The organism is Streptococcus gordonii, from assembly GCF_001553855.1.
Taxonomy (GTDB): Bacteria; Bacillota; Bacilli; order Lactobacillales; family Streptococcaceae; genus Streptococcus; species Streptococcus gordonii.
This window is the reverse complement of sequence record NZ_LQWV01000039.1, coordinates 66,315-88,974: the sequence shown is the minus strand read 5'-3', so window position 1 is coordinate 88,974 and position 22,660 is coordinate 66,315. Positions and strand designations below refer to the sequence as shown.

Below are 22,660 nucleotides of genomic sequence, written 5' to 3'. Positions count from 1 at the left end.
TCAGAAATTGCTGATTTCTGCTACGCCTATTTTATTTATGCTCTTTATTTGACATTTAAAAGTGATATGTATACGTTTTGAGCAATATTTTCCTTTCATGTTGATTTCTATGTTATACTGATTAAATTAGGTTTTAAAAGAAGGAGGACAAGATGTCTATATTTACTATTATTTCAGCAATTTTAGTTTCTTTAGAATTTTTTTATATCATGTATTTGGAGACATTTGCAACAGCTTCAAAAATAACAGCTCGAGTCTTTAACATGACTCAGGAGGAGCTTGAGAGGGAATCGGTTAACACTCTTTTTAAAAACCAAGGAGTCTATAATGGTTTGATTGCTGTCTTGGTTTTACTAGCTGTTTTTACCCAAGATTCTTTTTGGATGGCTATCTTTATGATTTACATTATCTTAGTGGCGGCCTATGGAGCATTGACTAGTGATCCGAAAATCTTGCTTAAGCAGGGAGGGTTAGCTATACTGACCTTAATCAGTTTATTTTTCTAAAAAGAGTGGGAGTATTTTATTTCTCACTCTTTTTTGCATAAGGATTGACTTTTTAATTAGACAAGTGTAGAATAAAGATGAGAATAGAATATAGAAAGACGGGAAGACTATGAAAACATCCATTAAACGTTTGCCTGACGGAGAATTTACTATTTTAAAAGTAATTTGGCAATTGCCAAACCCAACAACTTCTGCCCAAATTATGGAAAAACTGGGCGAAGATAACCATTGGAAACCCCAGACCCTGTTAACTGTCTTAGCTCGCTTAACGGAAAAAGGCTTTTTAGAAAGTGTCCGTAAGGGACGTGAAAGACAGTATACGGCCATTATCTCAGAAGATGAATACCTAGAAGTAGAAACTTCAGATTTTCTAAAGCGTTATAGTGGTCATTCCATGGGGGGCCTTGTTAAAACTCTCTTTTCATCTAATTCTTTGTCAGACAATGAATTAGACGAGTTGAGGAGTTTACTTGATCAGAATAAATAAGTGGAGTCATCACCATGAAGCAATTCCTTTTATCTTTTTTGTTAACCAGTCTTACTACCTCGATTTTAGTAATCCTACTTAGTTTACTTTTTGCGCTTTTTAAGACGCGGGTTTCAGCCCGAGCAAAATATGTCATTTGGTTTTTGGTTTTGCTGAGTTTTCTCTTCCCATTTCGTCCTCAGTTTGGTTCAGGTTTGATTCGGATGAATGCAGGATCAACGATCAATACAGTGGCTACACAGGTTCCTTCAGGAACAGCACAAGTAGCTTCTCAAGTTACTGAAAAAACGATTCAGCCCAATCTGTGGCAAAGTTTTCTAAATTTGCCTTGGTTCGAGATTCTTATTGCAATATGGTTGCTAGGCTTTGTCTTTAGCATCGCTCGATATGCTTATTCCTATATTCTTTTTAGAAAGATGCTAAAACGATGGGGGACTCCCGTTGAAGATGAAGAAGCTCTGGCCCAATTACAAAAGATCCAAGAAGAGATGGGAATTAAAAATAAGGTTCGCCTGCTTCACTATCCTATGTCACAAAGTCCTATGCTAATTGGCTTCAGAGATATATTGATTGTATTACCAGAGTCTGACTACACTGAGGAAGAGTTGCAACTTGTTTTCAGACATGAATTGACGCACTACAAACACTATGATGTCTTGATTAATCTTTTAGCGATCCTTGTTAAAAGTCTTCATTGGTTTAATCCAATAGTTCGTCTAGCTTGTCGTGAAACTCAAGAAGTAGGAGAAATGTATTGTGATTATGATGTCTTAAATGATCAAGATATGCATTACCGGACTTTTTATGGAGAGACAATTTTAACTATGATTGATCGCAGTAAAAAGACGCCGATTGCTTTGACGACCTGCTTTTACTCTGAAAAATTTAATCTAAAGAGACGGATTGTCAGCATTATGGATAGTCGTCTACCTAAGAAGTTATTGTCAACCGTTTTTGTAGTAGCCGTTTCAGTTCTCTTGCTTTTGACTAGCTCGGTCTTTGCTATTGAAACTTCTGCAATTAATGTTCAAAAAACGCAGAAAGTAATCAATAAAAAAGTATCTAAAGAATTTAGTCAAGACCAGGCTTTGGCTGTTGCCTTGAAAGATTTAGGTCTTGGCGAAAAAGATATTAAAAATTTAAAGATTGTTCGAGATAAGGACAATTACCAAATCTATTTTTCTCACGGTCAAACTGCCCATGAGCTTCTAATCAATGCAAAGAATGGAAAAGTTTTAAAATCTAAACAACACACTGTAGTCGAAAAGACTGTAACAGTTGAGAAAGAAGTCCCAAGTTCGAATCATACTTCAACAGATACTAATCAGCCAGCTGTGACAACCCATAGTAGTAGTCCAAGTGTCACAACAGTTCCATCACCAAGTAAGAGTCAGACTTCATCTTCTCGAGATGATGACGATAAAGACGCCGATGATGATAAGGATGACGATGATGATTAAAATTAACTCTATCTATTTAGGTTTGATATGAACCTAAATAGATAGAGTTTTATATTTTTTAAAAAATCTCTTGACAAACAAAAACTACAAGTGTAGAATATAACTATAAACGACAAATGTAGAAATAAAATTTTTAGGTTTTGAGCAGTTGCTCTCTTTCTTTTAAATCATTAAACTACATTTGTAGAATAAAAAAGGAGAATCCCCATGAAACAAAAGAAGATTCAAACAAACTTTCAGCGTATCGAGACTAAGTATATCTTAGACCGGGCCACATTAGAGCGTTTAGAGGCTGAGATGGCTCCTTATCTTATTGCTGATGACTATGCAACATCAACTATAACAAATATCTATTTTGATAATGATGATTTTCAGATGATTCAAGATTCGATTGCTCGCAAAGGTGGGCGTGAAAAGTTACGTATGAGAACTTATGCAGAGCAACCTACAGATGATTGTCAAGTTTTCTTAGAAATTAAGAAAAAGTCTGAAGAAGTTGGATTTAAGTATCGGCTAGTCTCTAATCCAGTTTCGGTTGTAAATTTCATTGAAAATGGATTAGTTGATGCGACTATTTCTGATGATCGAGTGAAGGCAGAAGTAGTCGCATTACAAGAACGCTATCTAGATTTAAAACCAAAAATGGTGATTAGCTATGATCGTTATTCTATGAAGGGATTAGAGGATAAGAAGGTGCGTGTGACCGTTGATTCAAATATTCGATATAGAGATTATGATGTTGAGTTGACTTCTGGACGCTATGGCTGGCCTTTGCTAGAAGATGGAAAAGCCATTATGGAAATTAAGGTCCCTGGTCAATATCCTCAATGGATGGCTGGTATTCTTAATAAATTTGGTCTCATGGATCAATCCTTCTCAAAATATGGCAAAGCATACCTACAGACAAAAGAAAGATTAAGCCACACAGTCAAGTCTTAAGGAGATCTCAATGCTCAATCAGTTATTTAATAGTATTTATTCCTCGGCTGAAGTGAAAATTAATCCCTTAGCTCTGATTTTTTCAATGATCACAAGCTTGATTTTAGGGATTGTTTTAGCCAAGGTATATAAACGTCAAACGATTTATACAAAAGAATTTGTGATTACTTTGTCTCTGTTACCTGCTATTATTTCTATTATCATTTTCCTAGTGAATGGCAATTTAGGTACCAGTGTTGCTGTAGCGGGAACTTTTAGTTTGATTCGCTTTCGATCTGCTGCAGGAGGATCAAAAGAGCTCTTGGCAGTCTTTATGGCAACAGCCATCGGAATTACAACAGGGATGGGATTTGTTGCTTTAGCTGTCGTTTTTACCCTATCAATTTCCTTTGTTTGGTTGATTTTTGAAAAAATGAATTTTACTTCTGTTAGCCAGACAAGACGATATGTGGAAATAAAGGTTCCAGCTAATTTTGATTATGAATTACTCTTTGAAGCTATTTTTTCAGCTAACTGTAAAAGTGTTGAAATGACATCAATTGAAGCAGCTGAAAAGCAATTGATCAAGTTGGAATACGTTATTGATTTATTGCCGGAGATAAGTGATAGTAAGCTCATGCAGCAGTTTCTCGTCTATGATAAGGTTTTGTCGATGACTATTTCCAAAGCTGCTAAAAAGAAAAAAACATTGTAAAGTGAATCTTAGAGTAATTTTTTTAAATCTTAAAAGAACAGGCACATAGTATTCAATAAAAACTTGACATGAATTTCCTAATATGATATCATTAACTAGATTCTGAACTTGAAGGGAGTGAAAAACATGTCAAAAACAGTAGTACGTAAGAACGAATCTCTTGATGACGCTCTTCGCCGTTTCAAACGCGCTGTTACTAAAGCTGGTACTCTTCAAGAAACACGCAAACGTGAATTCTATGAAAAGCCTTCTGTAAAACGTAAACGTAAATCAGAAGCAGCTCGTAAGCGCAAGAAATTCTAATTGAAATAAAAAACAGCCTCAGGGCTGTTTTTTTGTTAAAGAACTATTACGTTATTGTAGGAATGCAATAAAAAAACCTGAACATATACTTTCAGGTTTTTTGTTGTATTATTTTTTTTCAAGCAAAGCTTTGATTTCTTGAAGTACTTCAAGTTCAGTTGGAGCTGGTTCTTCTTCGACAACTTCTTCTTGTTTTTTACCGAAGCTTTGAGCTTTTTCAGCAGCCTTAACAATGAAGAAAAGAACTGTTCCGATAACAAGGAAGTTAATAACCGCACTTAGGAAGTTACCATATGCAATACCGTTCCAAGATAATTCAGCAATTTTATCTACACCAGCAGCGCTCAAGGCTGGGTTTAAAATAAGTGGTGTGATAATGTCATTTACTAATGAAGTAACAATTGCACCAAAAGCAGCACCAATGATAACAGCAACAGCTAGGTCAACTACGTTGCCACGAAGTAAAAAGCTTTTTAACTCTTTTAACATAGAAATATCTCCTTTTTTTAATCAGTCTCTATTATAATGAAAATAACAACCTTTTGCAAGTGGTTGATTTTATAGGATTGTTAAATTTTCATGTCTTTCTTTTAAAGTTTATTTATTTGTAAATCTGTAGCTGATATTTTACTTTTTTGTCAATTTATTATAAAATATAACATAGTATTCTATGGTAAATTGGAGGTATTGTCGGGTGATTGATAAAGAAATCATTTCTGATATTAAAAACAGCGTCAATATCGTCGAAGTCATAGGAGAAGTTGTTGCTCTGACTAAGGCTGGACGCAACTTTCTTGGACTATGTCCATTTCATGGAGAAAAGACACCTTCCTTTAATGTCGTTGAAGATAAGCAGTTTTACCACTGTTTTGGTTGCGGCAAGTCGGGAGATGTTTTTAAGTTTATCGAAGAATATCGTGGCGTTTCATTTATGGAAGCCGTCCAAATAATTGCTGAACGATCGGGTATTCAACTTGCAGTTGATAAAAATGATCTATCCCAACCCAAAAGACAACACCCGTATCAAGCTCTCTATGATATTCATACTGAGGCTGCGAAATTTTATCATGCTATCTTGATGACGACCAAGATGGGAGAAGAAGCTAGAACTTATCTTTACAAACGTGGATTGACTGATGAGATCGTTAAGCATTTTCAGATTGGTTTAGCCCCTAGTGAAGGCAACTATCTTTATCAGAGTATGGTTGAAAAATTTGATGAAGCAACCATTATGAACTCGGGACTGTTTAATCTAGCAGAGAGTAATCTAGTTTATGATGCTTTTCAAAATCGTATCATGTTTCCTTTGGCCAATGATAATGGCCAAGTAGTGGCATTTTCCGGAAGGATTTGGGAGGAATCCCCTCCGACTGATAGTCATCAAGCTAAGTATAAAAATAGTCGAAGCACAGCTATTTTCAATAAGAGCTATGAACTCTATCATTTGGACAAGGCAAAAGCAACCATAAAGAAAAGTCATGAAGTCTATCTGATGGAAGGTTTCATGGATGTCATTGCTGCTTACCGGGCAGGTATCGAAAATGCAGTCGCTTCAATGGGGACGGCCTTGACACATGAACATGTTCAGCATCTTAGCAAGTATTGTAAAAAGGTTATCTTATCTTACGATGGTGATAAGGCTGGACAGGCAGCAACTGTTAAAGCTTTGGATGAATTAAAAGATTTATCTGTTGAGATTGTCTCTATTCCAGATCAGATGGATCCAGATGAATTTATTCAAAAAAATTCTCCTGAAGAACTGCAATATTTGCTAACCAAAACTCGGATAAGTGATGTTGAGTTTCTAATTCGCTATCTGAAACCGGAAAATACTGAGAATCTACAAGCTCAGATTGAATTCGTTGAGAAAATGGCTCCGATTATTGCTCAGACCTCATCGATTACGGCGCAGAATTCGTATATTTATATGCTGGCAGAGCTTCTACCAGACTTTGATTACCAGCAAGTTGAGCAGGCGGTTAACAATAGTCGCTTAAGTAATCGAAAGAGTCAGCAGGAACAGGTTTATCAACAGCCTCGTTTTCAGACAAATCTTCCGCTTTCTAAGCAAGTGTCTCGTTTAGTAAAAGCTGAGAATCACCTTCTTAATCGAATGATTGAATATCCTATAGTTTTGAATGATTACCGTTTGAGAGAAGATTTCCAGTTTGCAACACCTGAATTACAGATTCTATACCAGATACTTTGCGAAAATGGTGAGGTGACATCACACGATTTGTCTGAGCAATCAGATGGAGTCCAACAAGCCTGGTATCGTATTTTAGAAGAAGATTTACCTAGCGAAATTGCGGACAATGAGTTGGCAGAAGTTGAATCTATCAGAGATAAGGAATTGCTCCGTAAGGAAAATCAAATAATAGGGAAAAGAGTCCGAGAAGCATCTCATAATGGTGATGTTGATACGGCAATTGAAGAACTGGAGCGCTTGATCGCTCAGAAAAGAAGAATGGAGTAGGAATGGCTACAAAACAAAAAGAAGTAACAACATTTGACGTACAAGTTGCAGAATTTATTCGAAACCATAAAAAGGCTGGTACGGCAATTGATGATGAAATTAATGATAAATTGATTATTCCTTTTACCTTAGATGCAGATGGTATCGAAGATTTGTTGCAACGTATTCAAGATGCAGGGATTTCTATTACAGATAAAGAAGGGAATCCAAGTGCACGTGTTTTACACAACGAAGAGGAAGAAGCAGAGCTAACTGATGAAGAACTTTTAGGTAGCAATTCAGCTAAAGTCAATGATCCTGTTCGTATGTATCTGAAAGAAATTGGAGTCGTTCCACTTTTGACAAACGAAGAAGAGCAAGAATTGGCAATCTTGGTTGAGCAGGGCGATACTGAGGCTAAGCAACGTTTGGCTGAAGCCAACCTTCGTTTGGTAGTTTCTATTGCTAAGCGTTATGTTGGACGTGGCATGCAGTTCCTTGACTTGATCCAAGAAGGAAATATGGGCTTGATGAAGGCTGTTGACAAGTTTGACTACACCAAAGGATTTAAGTTTTCAACATATGCAACTTGGTGGATCCGTCAGGCCATTACACGTGCGATCGCTGATCAAGCTAGAACAATCCGAATCCCAGTTCACATGGTAGAAACAATTAACAAGCTAGTTCGTGAGCAACGCAATCTCTTGCAAGAATTGGGTCAAGATCCAACGCCTGAGCAGATTGCTGAGCGTATGGATATGACTCCAGACAAGGTTCGTGAGATTCTCAAGATTGCTCAAGAGCCAGTTTCGCTAGAAACACCTATCGGTGAGGAAGATGATAGCCATCTGGGTGACTTTATCGAAGACGAAGTAATTGAAAATCCAGTTGATTACACAACTCGTGTTGTTCTTCGTGAGCAGTTAGATGAAGTTTTAGACACTCTTACAGATCGTGAAGAAAATGTTCTTCGTCTTCGTTTTGGTTTGGATGATGGTAAAATGCGGACCTTGGAAGATGTTGGTAAAGTTTTCAATGTGACACGTGAACGCATTCGCCAAATTGAAGCTAAAGCTCTACGCAAATTACGCCACCCAAGCCGTAGTAAGCCACTCCGTGATTTCATTGAAGATTAAAAAATGGTGAAATCTAGATTCTATAGATATGAACTAAATAGGAGATGATAGGATGGCAGAGCAAAAATATACAGCAGAAGAAATTGAAGGCATTAAAAACCGTATTCTTGAAAGTTTGGAACAAGTCATTGACCCTGAGTTGGGTATTGATATTGTCAATCTGGGACTCATTTATGAAATTCGTTTCAACGAAGAAAATGGTGAGACAGAAATCGACATGACTCTAACAACTATGGGATGTCCTTTGGCTGACTTATTAACGGATCAAATCCACGATGCTCTTGAAGAAATTCCAGAAGTAACTAAAGTGGAAGTCAAGCTGGTTTGGTATCCAGCTTGGACAGTCGAAAAAATGAGCCGTTACGCAAGAATTGCACTTGGAATCAAATAATACTTAATCTCGAATCCTACTGGGTTCGAGATTTTTTACTAAAGTAAATCATAGATATCTGATCTGAAAAAATTGCAATTTTGCTGAAATATGATATAATAATTTTATTGTCTTGGGGTCGTTACGGATTCGACAGGCATTATGAGGCATATTTTGCGACTCATCTAGCGGATGTAAAACGCCAGTTAAATATAACTGCAAAAAATAATACTTCTTACGCTTTAGCTGCCTAAAAACCAGCCAGCGTGACCCGATTCGGATTGCTTGTGTCTGATGACAGGTCTTATTATTAGCAAGCTACGGTAGAATTTTGTCTAGGGATTTTACAAGAGATTGATAGACTCGCTTGATTTGGGCTTGAGTTATGTGTCAAAATCAAGTTAAAGCAATACATAGCCTATGGTTGTAGACAAATGTGTTGGCAGATGTTTGGACGTGGGTTCGACTCCCACCGGCTCCATATTTAATAATGGAAGATTACTCAAGAGGCTTAAGAGGCTGTGTTGGAAACGCAGTAGGCGTGTAAAAGCGTGCGTGGGTTCGAATCCCATGTCTTCCGTAGTATTTAAGGCGCCCAATGGCGTTTTTTTGTTGGCTTAAAAGGATTGGAATTTTTTGCTGATTTGGTGGCTAAATCTAAAATTGGACTCCTATTTAGACTTTATGATACGCAGAAGAAAGATGGATTCGTTTCCATCTTTTTATTTTTGTAAAATATATTGAAATTTTTCTGAAAAGTAGTAGACTGTTACTTAGAAAAGTGAGGGGACTTCATGAAATTATACGTACAACTGATGATTATCTTTTCGATTTCGTTGCTTGGAGAGGGAATTTCAACTATTTTTCATTTACCAATTCCAGGTAGCATCATCGGATTAATTTTGTTATTTTTAGCTTTAGAATTCAAATGGTTACGCCTACGTCATGTAAATATGGTTGGTAATTTTTTACTGGCGAATATGACTATTCTTTTTTTGCCGGCTGCAGTTGGTATTATGGATAAATTTCATATTATAGCACCTTATCTCCTGCCTATCATTTTGATTGTTGTCTTGGCAATTGTACTGAACGTTGTGGTCATTGCCTATACTGTGCAGTTTATTAAGAGACGTTATGAAGGTGATTATGAAGAAAGGGGAGCAAGACATGACTAGTGTAGTTACTAATCCTTTGTTTGGCTTGGCTTTGTCTATCTTAGCTTATCTTATTGGAATGTTGATTTTTAGACGTTTTCCACATCCTTTGACAACGCCTCTACTTTTGGCAACAATTTTAGTGATTCTCTTTTTATCTTGGACTGGGATTTCTTACAAGGATTATTATATCGGAGGATCATATTTGAATAATTTGATTGTGCCTTCGACTGTTGCATTAGGTATTCCGCTTTACAAGACCTTTCATTTAATGAAACACCATGCTAGAAGTATTTTGTTAGGTATCTCTTTATCAGTTTTGGTAAATACAAGTTTTACAGCACTTGTAGCAAAATTTTTTGGAATGGATTTTTTCCTTGCTATTTCTTTGTTTCCAAAGTCAGTAACCACTGCAATGGCAGTTGGTATTGTTGATAAGATGCAGGGGATCACAACAATTACTTTAGTAGTTGTTGTAGCGACAGGGATTTTGACAAGTGTTATGGGGCCGACTATTTTAAAACTTCTTAAAATTGAAGATCCTGTTGCTATTGGCTTAGCACTTGGGGGAACTGGGCATGCAGTTGGAACAGGAGCGGCCTTTAAATATGGTCAAGTTGAGGGAGCTATGGCTGGTTTGGCCATTGGAGTGACAGGTTTAATGTATGTTTTTGTCAGTCCTTTAATTGCTGGACTCATTTTAGCAAAATAAGAGGGATAACCTCTTTTTTATTTTTGATAAATTCTTATCTTGTTGAAATGTTGTTTTCAGTTGTTATAAAGTAAAATACTTTTAAGAAGTTGGATACGAAGATGGAAGTCAGTTTTAGTTATAAATAGAGAGAAGTATGGGAATGGTACTCAATATCTTTAGACTAGCCAAGTTATAAGCGAGAAAACTCTGATAAATCAAGCATTTTAATGGATGAATTAGTCCAAATAATGATGTAATGGTTTGTAAAATGCTCTAGTATATCTTTTAAGTTAAAGTTGTTGATGTAGTAAAGTGAAACTGATATAATAAATTTACAACTGGCACGTTAGACAAAAGTATTTTCAATAGTTTAGAACAATATTTGATGAGCGTGTATAGATTGCAATCTCTTATATTTATTAAATATTTTGAGATGGATTATTATGAGGTGAGAAATGTTAAAAGATAAATGGTGGTTGCCCTTTCTGACTGTAGGAGTCATTGTTGTGGCAGTTTTTACTATGATTTATTTTTCAGGAAATAAAAAGCACGACAAAGGTTCTGCACAGACAAGTGGTAGTGCAGCTGTAGAACATGTTTTGACAGGGCAGCAATTACCAGAGTTTGAAATGGAAGATCAGCTAGGGGCTTTAAAGAAGAGTTCAGAGTTTTATGATAAGCCTATGCTGGTAGTAGAGTGGGCTAGCTGGTGTCCTTATTGTCAGCGACAGTTACCGGAGATTCAAAAAGTTTACGAAAAGTATAAAAACAAAATAAATTTTGTCATGTTGGATATGCTTGATTTTCATAAGGAAACAAAGGAACAAGCGGATCAATATGTCAGTGAGAAAGGCTATACCTTCCCGTATTACTATGATGCAGGTGAGAAAGCAGCGGATATCCTCCATGTTCAATCAATTCCTGGGATTTACCTAGTCGATAAGAATCAAAAAGTAAAAAAAGTGATATTAAACTTTCATGACGAAGCAGCGCTCGAAAAAGAGCTAGAAGAGATTTTAAAATAAAGAACTAAATGGAGAGCTTATAATAGACTCTCTAAGTAGCTTTCGATAAATAATAAAAGGTATGAATCTTTGTAGGACACAAGAATCATACCTTTTATTTTATTATAGATAGGTGTTGTTAAAATAGAGTTTAATGCCTATATAGAAATCTTATTTACCCAAGCAGAATTGGCTAAAGAGTTGGGTGATGAGTTCGTCTGGAGCAGCATCACCAGTGATTTCACCGAGGATTTCCCAAGTACGGGTCATATCAACTTGGAGAAGGTCTACCGGCATACCCATTTCCAATCCTTGGTTGACGGCTTGAAGGCTTTCCAGAGCTTTTTCAATCAAGGAGATATGGCGGGCGTTAGACAGGTAGGTGGCGTCTTGTTCGACGATACCAGCATTTTCAAAGAAGAGCTGATTGATGCGTTCTTCAATTTTATCGATATTTTGATTGTGGAGGACAGAAATCTTAATGATATCAGTAGGGAGCTGATCAAGCTCAATCTTTTCCTCAAGGTCGGTCTTGTTAAGCAGGACAATTCGATTGCTATCCTGGCTGATTTCAAGCAATTGTCTGTCCTGATCTGTCAAAGGCTCACTGGCATTAAGAACTAAGAGGACCAAGTCGGCTTCTTGCAGAGCTTTTTTAGAGCGCTCAACGCCAATTTGTTCTACAAGATCATCGGTTTCCCGAATTCCTGCGGTATCGATTAGCTTGAGCGGTACACCCTTGATATTGACATACTCCTCAATAACATCCCGAGTGGTTCCAGCAATATCTGTCACAATGGCCTTGTCCTCACGCAGGAGATTGTTGAGCAGGCTAGACTTGCCAACATTAGGCCGGCCGATGATAGCAGTGGAAATACCTTCCCGCAGAATCTTACCACGTCGAGCAGTATTGAGAAGAGATGTCAGGAGTTCCTCGAACTCTGCTGTTTTCTCTCGCATGAGCTGTGTCGTCATTTCTTCCACATCATCGTACTCCGGATAGTCAATATTGACCTCTACCTGAGCCAGTGTGTTGAGGATTTCTTGACGTGTGTTGTTAATGAGGTTAGAAAGAGAGCCATCGAGCTGTTTGACAGCGTTGTTCATGGCTTTATCCGTTTTGGCGCGGATGATGTCCATAACGGCCTCGGCTTGAGTCAGATCCACTCGACCATTCAAAAAGGCCCGCTTGGTAAACTCACCAGGCTCTGCCATTCTAGCCCCTTCTCGAATAGCTAGTTGCAGGATTTCATTAGTAACCGCAATTCCCCCGTGAGTGTTTATTTCAATGATGTCCTCGCGTGTAAAAGTCTTGGGTGAGCGCATAGCACCGACCATAACTTCATCTAGTACTTCATGGTTTTGAGGGTCGACAATATGGCCGTAGTTGAGCGTGTGGCTAGCTACCTTACTCAGATCTTTTCCTTTGAAGATTTTTTGGGCAATAGCAAAGCTATCAGTTCCGCTTAACCTGACAATACCGATAGCTCCTTCCCCAAGAGGCGTAGAAATCGCAGCGATTGTATCAAATTCTCTTGTGATCATCTATATCCTTTCTAAATCTATAATTATCACTTGTTTATAACATGTATGTATTATTTATTTAACAATTTGTTTTTTTGTACTTCAAACTCTTCTTGTGTTAATATTCCTGATTCAACCAGTGATTTTAATTTTAATAGCTCATCTGAAAGAGAATAATTAACTTGCTCAGTTTCATTTTTTTCGGTTTTATGATATTGCTGACTTGCAATGATAGTATCGAAAGCTAGAATAATTTCATTAGCGTTTTTAACAGCTGTTTCATAAAATAATGATTTCTTTTTTGTTTGTTTTTTTATTAATTTAATTTCATATGTACCTGCATGCAAACCGTCAACAGTGAATTTGACGGACAACTTATCACAGGAGTTTCGTGATGTTTTACTTCCAGTCAATCCTCCAACAACTAAACCAGCTGGACCAGCAAGAGTAGCACCAACCAGAGCTCTACCAATAGAGATGCCACCTTTAGTTACAGTAACTTCATCCTCGAATAATTCATAGTTTATTAATTCATCAAAACTGAATGTTGTAATACTTCCTGCAAAAAAATCTTCTTCCCTTCTTATTTTGAAGAGCCTGTTAGTATTATCTAGATATAAATATTGAAATTTGTCTGTTTTCTGAAAAATTTGATTTCGAACAAGATTTTCCTTGTGCTTCATTTCTGCAATGCGCTTTTGTTCCTCTTTAACTAAATTTTTATTAGCTTTTTGATCTTTATTTTTTCCAAAATTAAATAATCCCACAATTAATCTCCCGCTTTTATCATTCAATAATCTTTCGAAATTAATTCTATCAAAAAGGGATAGAGTGGGCAAGGTTTTGATTTAACTATGGCAATTTTCAAAAAATTATTAGAAATTAGGAAAATGCTTTCATGTTCTATAAAATAGTGCTATACTATAAATAGATTGATTCTTTTGGCTGGGCAAAGGACTTTTTTTTACGGTTCAAACGCCTGAAAAATGCAAAGGAGGTCAAAATGGAGAATCTAAAGAAGATGGCAGGGATTAAGGCTGCTGAGTTCGTGACAGATGGTATGGTAGTTGGACTTGGAACGGGTTCGACCGCTTATTATTTTGTCGAAGAGATTGGCCGTCGGATCAAAGAAGAAGGACTGCAGATTATCGCAGTAACAACTTCAAGTGTAACCAGTCAGCAAGCAGAAGGTTTGGGAATTCCACTCAAATCCATTGATGAAGTTGATTTAGTTGATGTGACAGTTGATGGGGCAGATGAGGTTGATACAAACTTTAATGGTATTAAAGGTGGTGGGGGCGCTCTCCTTATGGAGAAGGTCGTTGCAACACCGACAAAAAGCTACATTTGGGTAGTTGATGAGAGTAAATTGGTTGAGAAGCTAGGAGCTTTTAAGCTTCCGGTCGAAGTTGTCCAGTATGGTGCAGAGCAAGTTTTCCGTCGCTTTGAACGTGCAGGTTATAAACCAGCCTTTCGTCAGAAAGATGGTCAACGCTTTGTTACAGATATGAAGAATTTTATCATTGACCTAGATTTGGGTGTGATTGAAAATCCTATTGAGTTTGCCCGTGAATTAGACCACATCGTTGGTGTAGTTGAGCACGGTCTCTTTAACCAAATGGTAGATAAGGTTATTGTAGCAGGAAAAGCTGGTGTTCAAGTTTTAGAAGCTAATAAATAAAAGGAGGATCTTATGGCAAAATTTAATCGTATTCACTTAGTAGTTATGGACTCAGTTGGTATTGGTGCAGCACCAGATGCTAACAACTTTGTTAATGCTGGAGTGCCAGACGGTGCTTCAGATACTCTGGGACATATTTCCAAAACAGTTGGACTTACAGTCCCTAATATGGCTAAGATTGGTCTGGGAAATATCGAACGTCCTGTTCCTTTGAAGACAGTTCCTCAGGAAGCAAATCCAAGTGGCTATTATACTAAACTTGAGGAAGTATCACTTGGAAAAGACACGATGACTGGCCACTGGGAAATCATGGGACTAAATATTACTGAACCATTTGATACTTTCTGGAATGGTTTCCCAGAAGAAATCTTGACTCAGATTGAAGAGTTTTCTGGACGTAAAGTTATTCGTGAGGCTAATAAACCTTATTCAGGAACAGCAGTTATTGATGACTTTGGTCCTCGTCAGATGGAAACGGGCGAGCTAATTATCTATACTTCTGCGGATCCAGTATTGCAGATTGCTGCTCATGAAGAAGTGATTCCATTGGAAGAACTCTATCGCATTTGTGAATATGCTCGTTCAATTACTTTGGATAGACCTGCGCTTCTAGGACGTATCATTGCCCGTCCATATGTGGGTGAACCAGGAAACTTCACCCGTACTGCTAACCGTCACGACTACGCAGTATCACCATTCGAGCCAACTGTACTTGATAAGCTAAATGAAGCGGGAATCGATACTTATTCTGTTGGTAAGATCAACGACATCTTCAACGGTGCTGGGATCAACCATGACATGGGCCACAATCAGTCCAATAATCATGGGGTAGATAATTTAGTTAAAGCATTGAAGGACGCAGACTTCAAACACGGATTCTCCTTTACTAACTTAGTAGACTTTGATGCTCTATATGGTCACCGTCGTAATCCACATGGCTATCGCGACTGCTTGGAAGAGTTTGATGCTCGTATTCCTGAAATCATTGAAAATATGCGTGAAGATGACTTGCTCATGATTACTGCTGACCATGGTAATGACCCTACCTACGCTGGTACTGACCATACTCGTGAATATATCCCTCTCTTAATTTTTGGAAAATCTTTAAGCGGTCACGGTCATATTCCAGTCGGACACTTTGCCGATATCTCAGCTACTGTTGCTGAGAACTTTGGAGTGGACAAGGCAATGATTGGTGAAAGCTTCTTAGATAAATTGGTGTAAGAAGACAGGACTAAGCTAATAAAGATAGCATCATAATAATAGGCTAGTAGGCAATAGAAATACCTTTGAAAATTAGTTTATTGCTTTATAAAACAATAGATAGGTGAGGAATATTAATGTCATTATTAGAAAAAATCAATGAAACAGCTGCTTATTTGAAAGGCAAAGGAGTTGAAGCTCCTGAGTTCGGTTTGATCCTTGGATCAGGTCTTGGAGAATTAGCCGAAGAAATCGAAAACGCAGTAGTAGTAGACTACACTGAGATTCCAAACTGGGGTCGTTCAACTGTCGTTGGCCACGCTGGTAAATTAGTCTACGGTGACTTGGCGGGTCGCAAAGTATTGGCGCTTCAAGGCCGTTTCCACTTCTACGAAGGAAATCCGTTGGAAGTTGTCACTTTCCCAGTTCGTGTGATGAAAGTTTTGGGATGTGAAGGGGTTCTTGTAACCAATGCTGCTGGTGGTATCGGATTTGGACCTGGTACATTGATGGCAATTAGTGACCATATCAACATGACTGGTCAGAACCCATTGATCGGTGAAAACTTGGATGACTTTGGTCCACGTTTCCCTGATATGTCAAAAGCCTACACACCAGAATACCGCGCTACTGCCCATGAAGTGGCTAAAAAACTTGGTATCAAGCTTGATGAAGGTGTCTATATCGGTGTAACTGGTCCAACTTATGAAACACCAGCGGAAATCCGTGCCTATAAGACCTTGGGAGCAGATGCAGTCGGCATGTCTACAGTTCCTGAAGTGATTGTGGCAGCACATTCTGGCTTGAAAGTCCTTGGTATTTCATGTATTACTAACTTTGCGGCTGGTTTCCAAGAAGAACTCAATCACGAAGAAGTAGTAGAAGTAACTGAACGTGTCAAAGCCGACTTCAAAGGCTTGCTTAAAGCGATTCTTGCTGAATTGTAATTATTTTGAGAAAATCGGTTAGATGTCATCAGGTATACCCTTATAACATAAGATTAGTCCTGGCAATCTTTTTGCTAGGGCTAGTTTCGGGTTTAGTGGGTATTTTCCTTCATTATCTTTTAGAAATCATTGAGAAGTTAGTTTTTGGACATTCAGAACACGATGTTGCCTTTTTAACAAATGGAGTTTCTCCTCTTAGAATGACAATTGATTTACTTCTAATAGGTCTTGTTTCGGCTTTGATTTGGTTTGTCTTACAAAGAAAGACTAAACTCCTTTCAATCAAAGGTCAGATGAAAGAAGATGATCAATTTCTTGAGTCAAAAGGTCGTTTCATTAAGCAGTTGCTCCATTCTGTTTGGCAAATTGTTGTAGTTGGTGGTGGAGCTCCTGTTGGGAAAGAAGGGGCACCGCGTGAGATTGGAGCTTTATTAGGAAGGCCGATAGCTAATTATTTCGGTTTAAAAGCTAGCGATAGGCTATTTATGATTGCTAGTGGTGCTGGAGCAGGTTTGGCAGCGGTTTATCAGGTTCCATTGACCAGTGTTTTCTTTGTCTTTGAAACCTTGGGCTTGCTTTTTTCCATCAAACGCTTTGTTTTGCTTGGAATGGCGACCTATGTCGCAGCTTTTACAGCTCGTTTAGTTATTTCTAGTAAGCCTCTTTATCACGTTTCGGCCATATCATGGTCCATGCATTTAGTTTGGGTGCTACCAGTGGTAGTCGTCATCATAACACCTATGGCTTATTTATTTTCTTGCTTAACTAAGAAAGCAATAAATTATAGAATTAAGGATCAGAGAATTTTTTTCAGTCTTCCTTTGACCTTCATCTTTATCGCAATTCTTGCAAATTTTTTGCCACATTTACTTGGAAATGGTCGGATGATGGCTCAAGAAATACTTAAAGGGACATCGATTAGGAGTGCTGTTATTTTGTTCATCCTAAAGTCTTTGCTAGTCTTTTTGACTCTCTGGGCAGGTGCATATGGAGGGACCTTAACACCTTCTTTTGCATTGGGGATATGCGGAGGATTCGTTTTAGCAATGGTAATGGGAATAGAGGGAAATAATGCAATGATGCTTCTAGGGGCAGTTTGCTTTTTGGCTGTTAGCTTGAGGGCCCCTTTATCTGCGACTGGACTGGTTTTTGCATTTACTGGTCAAGATTTAGTATCAATGCCATATCTCTTGGTGACAGCTCTACTTGCTTATAGACTTTCCCAAGCGCTAGATCTTATTTCTTTGGATCGTTTGATGGGACGAGATTTAGTTAAGCCAGAAAGTAGATGAGAGTCGACCATTTTTTCTAGTGTTTGATTTACCATATAAGATAGATGACTCCTGTCTTCTTATGGTATAATTAATTAAACAAAATAATAAAGTCAAGGTTTAGCATTTTACCGAAACTCTTTAATGCCTAACCAATATTATTTATAAAGAAAGGAAGGGTAGTTCGGGCTTGAATTGAACCCGTGCTAGTCTTTCTTTGGAATATTAAAATTAAGAAAGAAAGGAATTGAACCCACCCTAAAAGCAGTGGGAAAAAGATAGTTGGTCTAGCGAGCATCGCTCACTGCACCCAACTCCTATTTTCCCTTCGCTTTTTGACGGGTTTGGTATCTTTTTGACTATCACATTTAGAATAAAGAAAGGTAGAGTGAAGTGTTCTGATTTGAACACGAGCGGAAAACTTGGAAAATAGATAATCTGACTGAGAAATCAGGGTTTCTCGTCAGATTCCTAATTTTCAGTCGTTTTCTTCTCGCTCTTTGTATCATAAATTATGTCTATCCATATTGCTGCTCAGCAGGGTGAAATTGCTGATAAAATTCTTCTTCCAGGGGATCCTCTTCGTGCTAAATTTATTGCGGAGAACTTCCTTGAAGATGCTGTTTGTTTTAACGAAGTGCGTAACATGTTTGGTTACACTGGTACTTATAAAGGTCACCGTGTATCTGTCATGGGAACTGGGATGGGAATGCCTTCGATTTCTATCTATGCGCGTGAGTTAATTGTTGACTACGGAGTGAAGAAATTAATCCGCGTGGGAACTGCGGGTTCTTTGAATGAGGATGTCCATGTCCGTGAATTGGTTTTGGCGCAAGCAGCTGCAACTAATTCAAATATCATTCGTAATGACTGGCCACAGTATGATTTTCCGCAAATTGCTAGCTTTGATTTACTAGACAAGGCTTACCATATTGCTAAAGATCTCGGTATGACCACCCATGTTGGGAATGTTTTGTCCTCAGATGTCTTTTATTCAAACTACTTTGAAAAGAATATCGAGCTTGGAAAATGGGGAGTTAAAGCTGTTGAAATGGAAGCAGCAGCTCTATACTACTTGGCGGCTCAACACCATGTGGATGCTCTTGCTATTATGACTATTTCTGACAGCTTGGTCAATCCAGAAGAGGATACAACTGCAGAAGAACGTCAAAATACCTTCACAGATATGATGAAGGTTGGTTTGGAAACCTTGATTGCTGAAGCATGAAAGTAGATGCTAAAGAAGCTATTCTCTTTGCGATTTCTCGCTATGACTATGCTTATGCCCTTAAACTGGCTGAGCGAGCAGGAAAGTCTACCCATTCTGACTTGCTTCGCCTTCTTAGGGCACTAGCAGAGCGAAGAGAGCTCAACATCCAATCTATCATGAATCTAAAGTTGGAAATCACTGGAATGAATCCAGCTGATTTTCAGCTTTTTTGCCATGAAAATGAAGCAGACGAGCAGCTGGCCAATTACCTTTATGACCTAGATGCAAAATTGAGAAATGAACAATTGATTGACTTTGTTCGAGCTGTTAGTCCGGCCATTTATAGGGTTTTTATGCGGTTGATTCGCATGCAGTTGCCTGATATTGACAGCTATATTCATAATTCTAGAGAGGCTAGCTATGACCGTTGGAAGTTTGAAAAGATGCGAAATTCTGATCATCCTGTCCTGCAAAATTTCCATACGGAAAGCACGGTCAACTCTTCTAGCTTGACAGAATTAATTTTGCAGTTGAATTTCCCAGAATCTGTCAAAGAGTCAGTTGGACAACTAAGAGAGTTAGAAAAGTCAGTCCGCAATCCGCTTGCCCACCTTATCAAGCCTTTTGATGAGGAAGAATTGCACCGGACGACAGGTTTCTCATCTCAGCATTTTATGGCGCTTCTGGTTGATTTGGCGCAGGAGACAGGTATTATTTATCAGAGAGAACCTTTTTACTTCGACCTAGCTAATGAGGTCATAGAAAGTCTCTTATAAGGAGTAGCAGGATGGATAAAATTGCAAGGCTGCAAGAATTGATAGACCAAAGTCAAAATATCGTCTTTTTCGGTGGGGCGGGTGTTTCGACTGAATCCAATATTCCGGACTTCCGCAGCTCGGATGGAATATACAGTGTCAAGCTAGGACGGCATTTTACGGCAGAGCAGCTGGTTTCTCACACTATGTTTGAGCGCTATCCGCAGGAATTTTTTGACTTTTACAAGAAGTATCTGCTCTATCCGGATGCTATGCCCAATGCAGCTCATGTCTACTTGGCGGATTTGGAGAAGGAAGGCAAGCTCAAGGCTGTTGTGACTCAAAATATCGATAGCTTGCATGAAATGGCTGGTTCGAAAAAAGTTCTTAAACTTCATGGCAGTGCGGATAGAAATTACTGTCTGAATTGTCAACGATTCTATGATTTGGATGGTTTTCTGGCTCTGGACGATACAATTCCTCACTGTCTTGACTGTGGAGGCATTGTCAAACCAGATGTGACTCTTTATGAAGAACCTCTAGATATGGAGTTTTTTCAGCAGGCTGCTCAAGCTATCCATCAAGCGGACCTGCTGATAATTGGTGGCACTTCCTTAGTCGTCTATCCTGCAGCCAGCCTCATCCAGTACTTTTCAGGAAAGCATCTGGTCGTCATCAACAAGACCAGTATTCCTCAAGACAGTCAGGCGGACCTGGTCATTGAAGGGAAGATTGGCCAAGTATTTTCTCAATTAAGACAATAAAAGAACACCTGAAAATAGCCCAAAATGCTTTTTCGGGTGTTTTATATTTTCTACTGTTGGGGAGTTACTATATAAACTCATGTGACTATGTTATAATAAAATGTAGAGCCTAGGAGGTCTAGATGAAAAAATTAAAGAGAAAGCACCAAGTAATCTTAATTGTAATATCTTTTTTGTTGGTTACATTTATCAGCTTGCGTTATTATCTTAAGCCAGAATGGTTTGATTGGGAAAATCAATATTATACAGTATACAACTACAAAGTAAGTGAGATCAAACCTAAGAAAAAAGTAGTTAAGAATTTGAACATTGAATTTGTACATCAAATGAATGAAAAAGTACCCCAAAATCAAGATTTGACAGAGAAGATATTATCAAATTGGAATGAATATAATGAAAAACAAATTTTACATGTTACTTTTACCGATGGTAGCAAGTCAGAAATTCCCATAGAAGAGACTTCTGAAATTGGTCCATCATTTAGTGCTAATTTGTTAAATGATTCTATTTATCAAAAGTTAAGTTTTCGTTTTCCGGACTTTAACTTGCCCGATAACAAGAGAAATATCAATCTTATAGACATATTATTATTTCTTTATGAGGGCGATACTCTTTATCAGGTTCCAGAAGTCAGCAGTGAGATTTCTTACCAATTAAAAAACCCTAAAACAGGAGAGAAGCAAACATATTTTGAATATGGGAATAAACCTGATTTTAGTTTGACTCCTATTTTTTTTACTAGTTCGAAAAATATTATGGATGATAAATTAGATTTTTTTGAAGATTATCAAAAACAGCATAGGGGTAACTACTGGGATAGAAAGTATGATTTTTATAACAATAGATTAACTCATACTTCAAATCACTCTTACTCCAGAATCTTCTATTCAGACGAATTTACTAACTTACCTCTAAGTGTTAGCACGACAGGGAGTCAGTTTAAAATGACCATTACGCATTCTTATATTGTCGAACAACTTAATGATCATGACTATAAGGTCAAATCAAACTCAAAAACCTATACAGATGAAAATAAATCTGAATACATTGCTGAAGTTTTAAATCAAAATAAAAAAGAATCCAGATAGCTTCGAAAATATCTGGATTCTTTCATTTTAAGGATATAATTTCATGAGAGGCATTTTAAATTTACTTGAAATCGTTGAAATATTATCGTAACTGGTTCGACCATTAAGTGTTTCTATATCCTCTCTATTTATTGAAAAACTTATAGATTTTTCTTCTGGTTCTTTCTGCGGGGTCTTTCTAATCATAGTTGGTATCTCAGTAATAATCTTCTTGAAGAGTTTTTCATAATCACTACCTAGCTCTTTTTTTAGTTGGTTTTCTCTCTTATCTATCATTCTATTTAACTCTTCCATATCAGGCTCACCCCACCTATACCTAATAGTATATGAATATTTATCATCACTAGCCTCTGTCATTTCGATACTGTAGTTTTTCCAGTTTTTTATAAAAGCATCCCAGTATGCTTGAACAATAGCTTTGTTTTCCTTATCTGAGGGAGTATAGTATGGTGAGATATTAGCATATATACTATCTGAATTATATTTAATAATATTTTCAGTTAATTCGTCTTTTATTCCATTTGTAAAATATTTTTTTACATAAGCTTTAACAATCTGATCATCTTTTTTGATATATGATTTTTTTGAAGGGGTATCAAAATTGACACTATGGTTGGTATTGTTATCATCATTATATACAAGTCTATATTTAGTATTTGCTTTTCCTGTGAACCAAATTTGAATATCATTACTTGAATACTCAGCAAAAGTAGAACGAAAGTCAATTATTGGGACTTGCTTTCCTTTATTATCATAAATATTAAAATCTGATTCAGAAACATAATCAACTTTTTTTATATTGAATTTTACATAAAAATTGTTTTCAGCGTCTTCTAGGTTTTTAACAGGATTCGTAGTGTTAAAAAAACCACCGTTACTATTTTTTATAGTGATGGTTAGCCCAGGTTTAATCAAAGTAGGGATAGGATGTATATTGAAGTAAATGATTATTCCAAGAACAAGGGTAATACAAATCCAAGATATTTTAACTAGGCGTTTTGATTCCATTTAATCT

At 37.4% G+C, this 22,660-nt stretch carries 24 protein-coding genes, 1 tRNA gene and 1 other RNA gene; 22 read left to right on the top strand and 4 right to left on the bottom strand.

The window, feature by feature from the left end; translation table 11 throughout:
* Positions 1–152 precede the first annotated feature (152 nt).
* The 6 genes from AWH02_RS08965 (at position 153) to rpsU (ending at position 4,389) form a co-directional block, all read left to right on the top strand.
* On the top strand, positions 153–506 hold the full coding sequence (locus AWH02_RS08965) for a DUF1304 domain-containing protein (protein WP_045773326.1): 354 nt from the start codon (positions 153–155) through the stop codon (positions 504–506).
* 109 nt (positions 507–615) lie between these two features.
* Positions 616–993, top strand: coding sequence for a BlaI/MecI/CopY family transcriptional regulator (locus tag AWH02_RS08960; RefSeq protein ID WP_008809223.1), 378 nt, complete (start codon positions 616–618; stop codon positions 991–993).
* A gap of 14 nt (positions 994–1,007) precedes the next feature.
* A complete protein-coding gene (locus AWH02_RS08955; protein ID WP_048780167.1) occupies positions 1,008–2,453 on the top strand; it encodes a M56 family metallopeptidase in 1,446 nt (481 codons plus the stop codon).
* A gap of 207 nt (positions 2,454–2,660) precedes the next feature.
* Entirely contained in the window at positions 2,661–3,392 is a 732-nt protein-coding gene (locus tag AWH02_RS08950) for a polyphosphate polymerase domain-containing protein (protein WP_060553515.1), read from the top strand.
* A gap of 10 nt (positions 3,393–3,402) precedes the next feature.
* Entirely contained in the window at positions 3,403–4,086 is a 684-nt protein-coding gene (locus AWH02_RS08945) for a DUF4956 domain-containing protein (RefSeq protein WP_048780162.1), read from the top strand.
* 126 nt (positions 4,087–4,212) lie between these two features.
* Complete coding sequence (gene rpsU, locus AWH02_RS08940) at positions 4,213–4,389, top strand: 30S ribosomal protein S21 (protein WP_000048054.1); 177 nt, start codon at positions 4,213–4,215, stop codon at positions 4,387–4,389.
* Positions 4,390–4,497: 108 nt separating this feature from the next.
* Here rpsU and mscL read toward each other — a convergent pair whose 3' ends face one another.
* Positions 4,498–4,878, bottom strand: a complete 381-nt coding sequence (gene mscL / locus AWH02_RS08935; RefSeq protein WP_045503293.1) for a large conductance mechanosensitive channel protein MscL — start codon at positions 4,876–4,878, stop codon at positions 4,498–4,500.
* A gap of 205 nt (positions 4,879–5,083) precedes the next feature.
* Between mscL and dnaG the strand changes: the two genes are divergently transcribed.
* The 8 genes from dnaG (at position 5,084) to AWH02_RS08895 (ending at position 11,223) form a co-directional block, all read left to right on the top strand.
* Positions 5,084–6,865 (top strand): DNA primase, encoded by a 1,782-nt coding sequence (dnaG, locus tag AWH02_RS08930; protein ID WP_282954018.1) that lies wholly within the window; start codon positions 5,084–5,086, stop codon positions 6,863–6,865.
* A 2-nt stretch (positions 6,866–6,867) separates the two neighbouring features.
* Positions 6,868–7,980 carry an RNA polymerase sigma factor RpoD gene (gene rpoD / locus AWH02_RS08925; protein WP_045773332.1) on the top strand — a complete coding sequence of 371 codons (1,113 nt, stop codon included), beginning with the start codon at positions 6,868–6,870 and terminating at the stop codon, positions 7,978–7,980.
* A 52-nt stretch (positions 7,981–8,032) separates the two neighbouring features.
* Positions 8,033–8,371, top strand: coding sequence for a metal-sulfur cluster assembly factor (locus tag AWH02_RS08920; RefSeq protein WP_045503289.1), 339 nt, complete (start codon positions 8,033–8,035; stop codon positions 8,369–8,371).
* 114 nt (positions 8,372–8,485) lie between these two features.
* Positions 8,486–8,834, top strand: a transfer-messenger RNA (tmRNA) gene (gene ssrA / locus AWH02_RS08915).
* Positions 8,835–8,842: 8 nt separating this feature from the next.
* Positions 8,843–8,930: transfer RNA gene (locus tag AWH02_RS08910), tRNA-Ser, on the top strand.
* 214 nt (positions 8,931–9,144) lie between these two features.
* Positions 9,145–9,525 (top strand): CidA/LrgA family protein, encoded by a 381-nt coding sequence (locus AWH02_RS08905; protein ID WP_008809214.1) that lies wholly within the window; start codon positions 9,145–9,147, stop codon positions 9,523–9,525.
* Positions 9,518–10,216, top strand: a complete 699-nt coding sequence (locus AWH02_RS08900; protein WP_060553517.1) for an LrgB family protein — start codon at positions 9,518–9,520, stop codon at positions 10,214–10,216. Before AWH02_RS08905 ends, AWH02_RS08900 begins: the two co-directional genes overlap by 8 nt.
* A gap of 437 nt (positions 10,217–10,653) precedes the next feature.
* Entirely contained in the window at positions 10,654–11,223 is a 570-nt protein-coding gene (locus tag AWH02_RS08895; RefSeq protein WP_060553518.1) for a TlpA family protein disulfide reductase, read from the top strand.
* 150 nt (positions 11,224–11,373) lie between these two features.
* On the opposite strand, the gene mnmE is transcribed toward AWH02_RS08895, so the two are convergent.
* Both mnmE and AWH02_RS08885 read right to left on the bottom strand, forming a co-directional pair.
* Entirely contained in the window at positions 11,374–12,747 is a 1,374-nt protein-coding gene (gene mnmE, locus AWH02_RS08890; protein ID WP_060553519.1) for a tRNA uridine-5-carboxymethylaminomethyl(34) synthesis GTPase MnmE, read from the bottom strand.
* A 50-nt stretch (positions 12,748–12,797) separates the two neighbouring features.
* On the bottom strand, positions 12,798–13,493 hold the full coding sequence (locus tag AWH02_RS08885) for an SHOCT domain-containing protein (protein WP_060553520.1): 696 nt from the start codon (positions 13,491–13,493) through the stop codon (positions 12,798–12,800).
* A gap of 236 nt (positions 13,494–13,729) precedes the next feature.
* Between AWH02_RS08885 and rpiA the strand changes: the two genes are divergently transcribed.
* From rpiA to AWH02_RS08845, 8 genes are all read left to right on the top strand, one after another.
* Positions 13,730–14,407, top strand: a complete 678-nt coding sequence (gene rpiA / locus AWH02_RS10945) for a ribose-5-phosphate isomerase RpiA (protein ID WP_060553521.1) — start codon at positions 13,730–13,732, stop codon at positions 14,405–14,407.
* 12 nt (positions 14,408–14,419) lie between these two features.
* Entirely contained in the window at positions 14,420–15,631 is a 1,212-nt protein-coding gene (locus tag AWH02_RS10940; protein WP_060553522.1) for a phosphopentomutase, read from the top strand.
* Positions 15,632–15,747: 116 nt separating this feature from the next.
* Positions 15,748–16,557, top strand: a complete 810-nt coding sequence (locus AWH02_RS08870) for a purine-nucleoside phosphorylase (protein WP_060553523.1) — start codon at positions 15,748–15,750, stop codon at positions 16,555–16,557.
* Between the two features lie 2 nt (positions 16,558–16,559).
* Positions 16,560–17,849: a chloride channel protein gene (locus AWH02_RS08865; RefSeq protein WP_398576975.1), complete on the top strand. Its 1,290-nt coding sequence runs from the start codon at positions 16,560–16,562 to the stop codon at positions 17,847–17,849.
* A 493-nt stretch (positions 17,850–18,342) separates the two neighbouring features.
* The gene (deoD, locus tag AWH02_RS08860; RefSeq protein WP_012000655.1) at positions 18,343–19,056 is read left to right on the top strand and encodes a purine-nucleoside phosphorylase; all 714 of its coding nucleotides are present in this window, start codon (positions 18,343–18,345) and stop codon (positions 19,054–19,056) included.
* On the top strand, positions 19,053–19,814 hold the full coding sequence (locus AWH02_RS08855; RefSeq protein ID WP_053092497.1) for a hypothetical protein: 762 nt from the start codon (positions 19,053–19,055) through the stop codon (positions 19,812–19,814). The genes deoD and AWH02_RS08855 overlap by 4 nt, the downstream gene beginning before the upstream one ends.
* A gap of 11 nt (positions 19,815–19,825) precedes the next feature.
* Entirely contained in the window at positions 19,826–20,557 is a 732-nt protein-coding gene (locus AWH02_RS08850; RefSeq protein WP_048780143.1) for an NAD-dependent protein deacylase, read from the top strand.
* A 122-nt stretch (positions 20,558–20,679) separates the two neighbouring features.
* Entirely contained in the window at positions 20,680–21,645 is a 966-nt protein-coding gene (locus AWH02_RS08845) for a hypothetical protein (RefSeq protein ID WP_060553524.1), read from the top strand.
* A 27-nt stretch (positions 21,646–21,672) separates the two neighbouring features.
* Here AWH02_RS08845 and AWH02_RS08840 read toward each other — a convergent pair whose 3' ends face one another.
* Positions 21,673–22,653, bottom strand: a complete 981-nt coding sequence (locus tag AWH02_RS08840; protein ID WP_060553525.1) for a hypothetical protein — start codon at positions 22,651–22,653, stop codon at positions 21,673–21,675.
* Positions 22,654–22,660 lie beyond the last annotated feature (7 nt).